Below are 8,741 nucleotides of genomic sequence, written 5' to 3'. Positions count from 1 at the left end.
CGGAGTCGACGTCGGGCACATGCTCGTCGCGCTCGGCGAAGGCCGGGACGACGAGGTCGCTGTCGATGCCGAACAGCTCACGCACGCCGACCCGACGCTCGGGCCGCAGCTCGGCCAGCGGGCGCACCATCAGGCGCGTGCCTTCGCGGCCGGTGCGCGCAACGCCGCGACATCGGCGTCGATGCCGCCGAGCGCCAGCGCTGCCCGCTGCAGCGCCGGCAGGAGCAGCTTCGCCTTCTGCGGCGAGACCCGCATGATCGGCGCCTGCACGGCGACGCACAGGTTGGAGCGCGCGCCGGCCGCGCCGGGCACGAGCACCGCGAGGCAGAGCAGGCCGGGCAGGAACTCCTCGTTGTCCATCGCATAGCCGTCGCGCTGCACCCTCTTCAGCTCGCGCTCGAGCTTGTCGAGGTCGGTGATCGTTCCCGGCGTGCAGCGCTCGAGCGGCGCATGCGCGAGCAGGCGGCTCCGCTGCTCGCGCGCCATCTGCGCCAGGAAGACCTTGCCGCTCGCCGAGCAGTGCACCGGCACGCGCGAGCCGGGATGCAGGTAGAAGCGCAGCGGCGCCGGCGTCTCGACCCGATCGAGGTAGACGACCTCGCTGCCCGAAAGCGCCGTGATGTTGCAGCTCTCGCCGACCTCCTCGACGAGGTGGCGCAGCACGGCATGACGGCCGCCGTGGTGGCTGTCGTTGAGGAGCAGCGTCTCGGCCAGCCGGCGCAGGCGCACCGCCATGCTGTAGTGCCGGCCGTCGCTCTCGCGCTGCAGCAGGCCGGCGCCCTCGAGCTGCTGCAGCATGCGGTGCAGCGTCGGCTTGGGCAGGCCGGTGGCCTCGACCAGCGTCTGCAGCGAGAACAGCTGGTCGCGCGAGGCGATCACCTCGAGCAGCGCGAACAGCCGGATCGTCGGCGTGTCGCCGCCGACCTCGATGGCATCGACCTTCGCCGAGGGCACGATCTTCATGGTGCCGCGATCATAGGGCCGTTCCGGGAAATCAGACGGTGTGTCCCGTTTTCCGTGTTGCCGTTGACCGTCACCGGGCTCGCGCCTATAGTCCGCGAGGTCCGAATCACCGCAGGAGCGCACCCATGAGCCCGACCCCATCCACCGCCGAGCGCGCCTCCAAGCAGCAGGTGACCGAGGCCCGGCGCGCCGACGCACTGCCCGACGGCGGCCCGGCGCCACGCCAGGCGGCCGCGCCGGGCGCCGGCCGCGCCGTCGCCGGCGTGCAGAAGATGACGCCGTCCGAGGCCTTCGTCGAGACCATGGTCGCCAACAACGTGACCGACATCTTCGGCATCATGGGCTCGGCTTTCATGGACGCGATGGACATTTTCGCGCCGGCCGGCATCCGCCTGATCCCGGTGGTGCACGAGCAGGGCGCCGGCCACATGGCCGACGGCTATGCGCGCGTCTCCGGCCGGCACGGCGTCGTCATCGGCCAGAACGGGCCCGGCATCAGCAACTGCGTCACCGCCATCGCGGCGGCGTACTGGGCGCACAGCCCGGTCGTCATCGTCACGCCCGAAACCGGCACCATGGGCATGGGCCTTGGCGGCTTCCAGGAAGCCAACCAGCTGCCGATGTTCCAGGAGTTCACCAAGTACCAGGGCCACGTCAACAACCCGAAGCGCATGGCCGAGTACACGGCGCGCTGCTTCGACCGCGCCATCAGCGAGATGGGCCCGACCCAGCTCAACATCCCGCGCGACTACTTCTACGGCGAGATCACCTGCGAGATCCCGACGCCGATGCGGGTGGAGCGCGGCGCCGGCGGCGAGAACAGCCTCAACGCCGCGGCCGAACTGCTCGCGCAGGCGAAGTTCCCGGTCATCCTCGCCGGCGGCGGCGTGGTGATGGGCGATGCGGTCGAGGAGTGCAAGGCGCTGGCCGAGCGGCTCGGCGCCGCCGTCGTCACCGGCTACCTGCGCAACGACGCCTTCCCGGCCAGCCACCCGCTCTGGTGCGGCCCGCTCGGCTACCAGGGCTCGAAGGCGGCGATGAAGCTGATCGCCCAGGCCGACGTCGTGCTCGCGCTCGGCTCGCGCATGGGCCCGTTCGGCACCTTGCCGCAGCACGGCCTCGACTACTGGCCGAAGAACGCCAAGATCATCCAGGTCGAGGCCGACCACACCAACCTCGGCCTGGTCAAGAAGATCAGCGTCGGCATCCACGGCGACGCCAAGGCCGTGGCCGTGGCGCTGAGCAAGCGCCTCCAGGGGCGGGCGCTCGCCTGCGACGCCACGAAGGCCGAGCGCGCGAAGACGATCGCCGCCGAGAAGGATGCTTGGGAGAAGGAGCTCGACGCCTGGACGCACGAGCGCGACGCCTACAGCCTCGACATGATCGAGGAGCACAAGAAGGAAGGCGGCAACTGGCTGCACCCGCGCCAGGTGCTGCGCGAGCTCGAGAAGGCGATGCCGCCGCGGGCCATGGTCTCCACCGACATCGGCAACATCAACTCGGTCGCCAACAGCTACCTGCGCTTCGAGGAGCCGCGCTCCTTCTTCGCGCCGATGAGCTTCGGCAACTGCGGCTACGCCCTTCCGACCATCATCGGCGCCAAGGCCGCGGCGCCGGACCGGCCGGCGATCTCGTATGCCGGCGACGGCGCCTGGGGCATGAGCATGAGCGAGATCATGACCTGCGTGCGCCACGACATCCCGGTCACGGCCATCGTCTTCCACAACCGCCAGTGGGGCGCCGAGAAGAAGAACCAGGTCGACTTCTACAACCGCCGCTTCGTCGCCGGCGAGCTCGACAACCAGAGCTTCGCCGGCATCGCCAGGGCGATGGGCGCGGAGGGCGTGGTTGTCGACAGGCTCGAGGACGTCGGGCCGGCGCTGAAGCGAGCCGTCGACGCGCAGATGAACGCCGGCAAGACGACGGTGATCGAGATCATGTGCACGCGCGAGCTCGGCGACCCGTTCCGCCGTGATGCACTGGCCAAGCCGATCCGCTTCCTCGACAAGTACAGGGACTACGTCTGAGTCAGACGCACCCGCGCCTGGCGGCGCTGGTCGCGCGGGCGCGCAGCCGCCCTGGCGCCGAGCCGCCGGCGATCGGTGTCGTCTACCCCTGCGACGCCAACGCCCTCGGCGCGGCGCGCCGGGTCGCCGACGAGGGCATCGCCCGGCCGATCCTGATCGGCCCGCCGGCCGAGATCGCCCGGGCCGCCGAGGCGGCGGCGATCGACATCTCGGCCTTCGAGGTGGTGGCCACGGCCGACGGTGCGCGCGCCGCGGCGGAGCACGCCACGGCCATGGCCCGCGGCGGGGCGGTCGGCGCGCTGATGAAGGGGTCGCTGCACACCGACGAGCTGATGTCGTCGGTGATCCACAAGTCGACCGGGCTGCGCGGCGCCCGGCGCACCAGCCACGTCTTCCTCTTCGACCTGCCGCGCTACCCCAAGCTGCTGGCGCTCGCCGACTGCGTCGTCAACATCGCGCCGCACCTGCCGGCCAAGCGGGACATCCTGAGCAACGCCATCGACCTGCTGCGCAGGCTCGGCGTCGGGCAGCCGAAGGTCGGCATCGTCGCCGCCATCGAGACGGTGAACCCGGTCATCCAGGCGACCGTCGACGCGCAGAAGCTGGTCGATGAGGCGGCCGCAGGGCAGTGGGGAAACGCCATCGTCGAAGGCCCGCTCGGCTTCGACAACGCCGTCTCGGCAGAGGCTGCGCGGATCAAGAAGATCGACTCGCGCGTCGCCGGCGACGCCGACCTCCTGCTCATGCCCGACCTCAATGCCGGCAACATGCTCTACAAGAGCTTCGTCTACATCGGCGGCGGCGAATGCGCCGGCATCGTGGTGGGGGCGAGGGTGCCGATCGTGCTGACCTCGCGCGCCGATTCGCTGACGTCGCGGCTGGCCTCGGTGGCGCTGGCGATGCTGGCGTCGGCCGCTGCGCCGCCGGCGAGTCCGTGAACCTGAGGCGGCCCCGCGTCGCCGTCTCGTCGTAGGCTTGCCGTCCTTCCACCTCTTGGAGCATCCGATGTCCGCGATCCAGCGACTCCACCCCGGCAAGCGCCTCAGCGAAGCCTCGATCCATGCCGGAACCGTCTACCTCGCCGGCCAGATCGCCGACGACGCGAGCCAGGACATCCGCGGCCAGACAAGCCAGGTGCTCGCGGCGATCGACCGCCTGCTGGGCGAGGCTGGCAGCGACAAGACGCGCATCCTGATGGCGCAGATCTTCCTCGCCGACCTGGCCGACTTCGCCGGCATGAACGAGATCTGGGACGCCTGGGTCGCGCCGGGACAGGCGCCTTGCCGAGCCACCGTCAACAGCCGGCTGGCCAAGCCGGAGTGGCGGGTCGAGATCGTCGTCACCGCCGCCGCCTGATCAGATCGGCGCCTCGAGCAGGCAGCCGAACTCGCGCGCGAAATCGACCGAGACCCGGGCGTGCACTGCGCCCTGCTTGTCGAAGAAGCGTTGCGTTCCGCTCAGCCCGAAGACACCTTCGTGCCAGACGTCGGGGTGGATGTACAGGCCCTGGCTGCCGTCGAAGCGGAAGCAGACGAACCGTTCCGGCCGGATGTCGTCGCCGGGCAGCGCAAGCGGCACGAAGAAGGGCAGGCGCTGCAGCGGGAAGAAGAGCTGGCCGCCGTCCGGGTGGTAGTTCGCGTGCCAGAGCATCATGCGGCGCGGCGGCACGGCGTGGTCGGTGCGCGCGTGCTCGGGCAGCTCGGCATAGGCCAGGATGTAGTGGCCGCCCACGGCATCGTTGCGGCCGTAGAGGACGTCGCCCTGCCACTCGCTGCAGAACACGCCCTCGGTCGTGCCGCCCTGATCGCCGGTGTCGGCGTCGATCGGTCGGCTGCCGCGTGCGGGCCAGCGCACGATCTCGATGCGGCACGCTGCCGGGTCGTCGACCAGGCGGCCGTAGCCTTCCAGCGCCTCCGCGGTGGCATCGACGACCGGCATCGTGACGCGCCGCAGGCCGGCGGGCAGCCGCGGATCGAGGTAGTCGATCGGTGCGTTCATCGCTTCGCCCGGTCGCGTCAGCCGACGAAGCTCACCCGCCCCTGCGGCGTCTGCATGCGCAGGTGCAGGCACGGCTGGCTGGCTCGCTCGACGAGCACCCCGGTACCGAGCTCGACGAGGAGCGCATTCAGCTCGGTGGATCGCGGGTGGCCGAGCTCGAACGACTCGACGCTGCAGCCGCGGACCGAGGTGGTCGCCGGGTGCACGGTGTCGAGCCAGTCGATGAACTTGGGAACGAAGTCGCCGAAGGGGTTGTCGTGCGGCACGAGGAGGCGCCAGCGCAGGGTGCGGCCGTCGGGGGTGTCGCGCGAGGCATCGAATAGGTCCGACGCGATGCCGTGCCGTTCCAGCACGCGCTGCCGGCGCTCGAGGTCGCGGCAGCGCAGCATGTAGGCGAACAGTCGCGGTGCGGGCAGCGCATCGATGCGGCCGCCCAGGGTGCCGGCGAGGCTGGCCTTCTGCTCCGGATCGACCGCCAGCAGCTCGAAGTACACGTCGTCGCCGAGCGATGCCAGCGCGTTGTGCGTGCCCAGCCCCGGGTGCCGGCCGCCCCGCGCCGGCGTGACGCCGGTCAGCGCGGCGAAGGCGGCGACAAGCTCGTCGAGATCGCGGCCGGCGTAGATGACATGGTCGAGACGCGCGGGCATCGCATGCTCCGGAAGGCGAGGATGGGGACGATCGCCATGATGGCAGAGCGCCGGCGCCGATTTGCTAGGCTCCTCTCCCGCAATCAGCGCACGGCAAGGAGATCGACATGGGACTGCTCGACCAGATTCTCGGAGGACTCGGCGGCGGCGCATCAGGCCGCGGTGGGCTCGGCGGCATGGGCGGCATGGGCGGATCCGGTGGGGGCATGGGCCGCGTGCTCGCCTCCCTGCTTCCCGTGGTGCTGGGCATGCTCGTGAATCGCTCCCGGGGCGGCGGGTCCATGACGGGCGGCGGCTTTCCCGGCGGTCTCGGCGCACAGCCCGAAGGCGGCGGCCTCGGCGGGATGGGTGGGCTCGGCGGGCTCCTGCGGCAGTTCACCGAGCGCGGCTACGGCCAGCAGGCGCAGTCCTGGGTCTCGACGGGTCCCAACCAGGCCATCGATCCGGGGGCGCTTTCGGAGGTGTTCGGGCAGGATGAAATCTCGCGCATCGCCGCCCAGGCAGGCGTCAGCGACGACGAGGCCCGCGACGGCCTGGCCCATCTGCTGCCCGAGGTCGTCGACCACTTCACGCCGGGCGGCACGATGCCCGACGACGACGAGCTCGAGTCGCGCATCAACGAGTACGGGCAACGCATCGGCACGTGAGACCGGCGCGCCGGGACGAAAGGTCCGGCTCGGCGCACCTCAGCCTGGGGCACGCGGGCGCCGCGGCTTCGTCGCCGACGGCGCCCGGGCTTCGTCGAGGCAGCTTGCCATGAACGCCTCCGCCGCCCGCCCCGGCCGCCGCTCCCGGTGCACGACGATCGAGAGCGCCCGGGTGGCCCGGGGCAGGCGCGTCTGCACCTCGACCAGCCAGCCGCCGGCGAGCGCTTCGACGACCGCGTGGCGCGACAGGCAGCCGATGCCGACGCCGGCGGCGACGACGCGCTTCACGGCTTCGTTGCTGCCGAGCTCGAGTTCGGGCCGAAGCGGGCCGACCTTGTCGAGCAGCCAGCGGTCGCTCGCCTCACGCGTGCCGGAGCCGGGCTCGCGCAGGATCCACGGCGCCGCGGCCAGCTCGGCGGTCTTCACCTGGCGGCCGGCGAGCGGGTGGCCGGGCGCGGCGAAGACCACGAGCTCGTCGGCGAGCCAGGGACGGACCACCACGTCGGGATGGCGCTGCCGGCCCTCGATGAAGCCGATGTCGACGTCGAAGGCGACCACCGCGGCGATGACCTCGCTGGTGTTGCCGATCACCAGCCGCGCGCTGGCCTGCGGGTGGTCCTGCTTCCAGCGTGCGATCAGGCCCGGCAGCAGGTACTCGCCGATGGTGAAGCTCGAGGCCATCCGCAGCGGCGCAGTCGGCTCCCGGGTGAGCAGCGATTGCAGCTCGCCGGCCTGCTCGAGCAGCGAGACCGCGAGCGGGAGCAGGGCGCGGCCGTTCTCGTTGACGACGAGGCGGCGGCCGAGCCGGTCGAAGAGGGAGGCGTCGAGGGCGCTCTCGAGCGCCGCCAGGGCGGTGCTCGCTGCCGACTGCGAGCGGGCGACCCGGTCGGCGGCGGCGCGGGTCGAGCCGGTCGGGGCCAGGGCGGCGAAGACCTCGAGCTGGCGGTGCGTGAAGCGAAGCCGCGACTGATCGCTTTTGTCGGTCATCGCGACCGAGATTACCCGCTTTTCAGTTCAGCGTCGCCGCCCTAGGATGCGTCTCGGGCCGCCCTCGTGGCCCGGCCACGGAGTGCCTCGCCTTGCTGTCCAAGCTGTTCTCGCGCGCGCCGATCCACGACCCGATGGTGCCGCCGGCCGGCGGGGTCAACGTGGAGGTGAAGACCACCACCTGCTACATGTGCGCCTGCCGCTGCGGCGTTCGCGTGCACCTGCGCGACGGCGAACTGCGCTACATCGACGGCAACCCGAACCACCCGATCAACAAGGGCGTGATCTGCGCCAAGGGCTCGGCGGGGATCATGAAGCAGGCGTCGCCGGCGCGGCTGACGCAGCCGCTGCTGAGGAAGGCCGGCAGCGAGCGCGGCGCCGGCGAGTTCGAGCCGATCTCCTGGGAGCGCGCCTTCGATCTGCTGGGCGACCGGCTGGCGAAGATCCGCGCCACCGACCCGAAGCGCTTCGCCCTTTTCACCGGCCGTGACCAGATGCAGGCGCTGACCGGCCTCTTCGCGCGCCAGTTCGGCACCCCCAACTACGCGGCGCATGGCGGCTTCTGCTCGGTGAACATGGCCGCCGGGATGATCTACACCATCGGCGGCAGCTTCTGGGAATTCGGCGGCCCCGACCTCGACCGCGCCAAGCTGTTCGTCATGATCGGCACCGCCGAGGACCACCACTCGAACCCGCTCAAGATCGCCATCGGCAAGTTCAAGCGCGAGGGCGGCCGCTTCCTCTCGATCAACCCGGTGCGCACCGGCTACTCGGCCATCGCCGACGAATGGATCCCGATCCGCCCGGGCACCGACGGCGCGCTCTTCATGGCCCTGCTGCACGAGCTGATCGCGACCGACCGGATCGACCACGCCTTCCTGAAGCGCTTCACCAACGCGCCCCAGCTCGTCGTCCTCGACGAAGGCGAGCGCGAAGGCATGTTCGCGCACGACGCCGATCCGGCGAAGGGGCCGCCGGGCGACGGCCGCCATCCGCACAACAAGCTCGTCTTCGACCGTGCCGACGGCCGGGTCAAGGCCGCGTATCCCGAAGGTGTCGGCGAAGGCTGCGACCTCGCGCTCGAAGGCCGCTATACGCTCGCCGACGGGACCCGAGTCGCCCCGTCGTTCCAGCTCCTGCGCGACCGCGTCGCGCCGTGCACGCCGGAGTGGGCGGCCGCGATCACCGGCATTCCCGCGGTGCGCATCCGGGCGCTCGCGGTCGAGCTCGGCCAGGCCGCCTTCGAGCAGGCCTTCGAGCTGCCCATCGCGTGGACCGACGCCTGGGGCCACCGCCACTCGACGACGCAGGGCCGGCCGGTCGCCTTCCATGCCATGCGCGGCCTGGCCGCGCATTCGAACGGCTTCCAGACGGTGCGCGCGCTCGCCGTCCTGATGAGCGTGCTCGGCACGATCGACGCGCCCGGCGGCTTTCGCCACAAGGCGCCGTACCCGCGCCACATCGTCCCCAAC

General features: G+C 71.3%; 9 protein-coding genes and 1 pseudogene. 5 read left to right on the top strand and 5 right to left on the bottom strand.

Annotated elements, in window-relative coordinates:
• Positions 1-130 (bottom strand): annotated as a pseudogene (locus AC30N0_RS19315) (cobaltochelatase subunit CobS); the annotation flags it as partial.
• Complete coding sequence (locus AC30N0_RS19310; RefSeq protein WP_489519508.1) at positions 130-963, bottom strand: IclR family transcriptional regulator; 834 nt, start codon at positions 961-963, stop codon at positions 130-132. The gene AC30N0_RS19310 and the pseudogene AC30N0_RS19315, both read right to left, overlap by 1 nt.
• A 272-nt stretch (positions 964-1,235) precedes the next feature.
• Here AC30N0_RS19310 and xsc point away from each other — a divergent pair, with 272 nt between their 5' ends.
• The 3 genes from xsc (at position 1,236) to AC30N0_RS19295 (ending at position 4,346) form a co-directional block, all read left to right on the top strand.
• Positions 1,236-2,990 (top strand): sulfoacetaldehyde acetyltransferase, encoded by a 1,755-nt coding sequence (gene xsc / locus AC30N0_RS19305; RefSeq protein ID WP_489519511.1) that lies wholly within the window; start codon positions 1,236-1,238, stop codon positions 2,988-2,990.
• Positions 2,987-3,928: a bifunctional enoyl-CoA hydratase/phosphate acetyltransferase gene (locus tag AC30N0_RS19300; protein WP_489519510.1), complete on the top strand. Its 942-nt coding sequence runs from the start codon at positions 2,987-2,989 to the stop codon at positions 3,926-3,928. The genes xsc and AC30N0_RS19300 overlap by 4 nt, the downstream gene beginning before the upstream one ends.
• 67 nt (positions 3,929-3,995) lie before the next feature.
• Entirely contained in the window at positions 3,996-4,346 is a 351-nt protein-coding gene (locus AC30N0_RS19295) for a RidA family protein (protein WP_489519507.1), read from the top strand.
• On the opposite strand, the gene AC30N0_RS19290 is transcribed toward AC30N0_RS19295, so the two are convergent.
• Together AC30N0_RS19290 and AC30N0_RS19285 are read right to left on the bottom strand one after the other, a co-directional pair.
• A complete protein-coding gene (locus AC30N0_RS19290) occupies positions 4,347-4,988 on the bottom strand; it encodes an ureidoglycolate lyase (protein WP_489519506.1) in 642 nt (213 codons plus the stop codon).
• A 17-nt stretch (positions 4,989-5,005) separates the two neighbouring features.
• Positions 5,006-5,635, bottom strand: coding sequence for a VOC family protein (locus tag AC30N0_RS19285; protein WP_489519505.1), 630 nt, complete (start codon positions 5,633-5,635; stop codon positions 5,006-5,008).
• 107 nt (positions 5,636-5,742) lie between these two features.
• Here AC30N0_RS19285 and AC30N0_RS19280 point away from each other — a divergent pair, with 107 nt between their 5' ends.
• On the top strand, positions 5,743-6,282 hold the full coding sequence (locus tag AC30N0_RS19280; RefSeq protein ID WP_489519504.1) for a YidB family protein: 540 nt from the start codon (positions 5,743-5,745) through the stop codon (positions 6,280-6,282).
• Between the two features lie 39 nt (positions 6,283-6,321).
• On the opposite strand, the gene AC30N0_RS19275 is transcribed toward AC30N0_RS19280, so the two are convergent.
• Positions 6,322-7,269 (bottom strand): LysR family transcriptional regulator, encoded by a 948-nt coding sequence (locus AC30N0_RS19275; RefSeq protein WP_489519503.1) that lies wholly within the window; start codon positions 7,267-7,269, stop codon positions 6,322-6,324.
• Between the two features lie 134 nt (positions 7,270-7,403).
• Between AC30N0_RS19275 and AC30N0_RS19270 the strand changes: the two genes are divergently transcribed.
• On the top strand, positions 7,404-8,741 hold a 1,338-nt coding region (locus AC30N0_RS19270; RefSeq protein ID WP_489519509.1), incomplete at its 3' end, for a molybdopterin-dependent oxidoreductase.

Source organism: Rhizobacter sp. (genome assembly GCF_031412495.1).
Classification (GTDB): Bacteria; Pseudomonadota; Gammaproteobacteria; order Burkholderiales; family Burkholderiaceae_C; genus Schlegelella_A.
Note: the sequence above shows the minus strand (reverse complement) of the source record. Positions and strands in the feature narration are given on the sequence as shown.

Bases quoted from the DNA above. Each gene is read 5' to 3' on its own strand.
- AC30N0_RS19310 (WP_489519508.1), bottom strand. From the start codon at position 963: ATGAAGATCGTGCCCTCGGCGAAGGTCGATGCCATCGAGGTCGGCGGC.
- xsc (WP_489519511.1), top strand. From the start codon at position 1,236: ATGACGCCGTCCGAGGCCTTCGTCGAGACCATGGTCGCCAACAACGTG.
- AC30N0_RS19295 (WP_489519507.1), top strand. From the start codon at position 3,996: ATGTCCGCGATCCAGCGACTCCACCCCGGCAAGCGCCTCAGCGAAGCC.
- AC30N0_RS19290 (WP_489519506.1), bottom strand. From the start codon at position 4,988: ATGAACGCACCGATCGACTACCTCGATCCGCGGCTGCCCGCCGGCCTG.
- AC30N0_RS19285 (WP_489519505.1), bottom strand. From the start codon at position 5,635: ATGCCCGCGCGTCTCGACCATGTCATCTACGCCGGCCGCGATCTCGAC.
- AC30N0_RS19280 (WP_489519504.1), top strand. From the start codon at position 5,743: ATGGGACTGCTCGACCAGATTCTCGGAGGACTCGGCGGCGGCGCATCA.
- AC30N0_RS19275 (WP_489519503.1), bottom strand. From the start codon at position 7,269: ATGACCGACAAAAGCGATCAGTCGCGGCTTCGCTTCACGCACCGCCAG.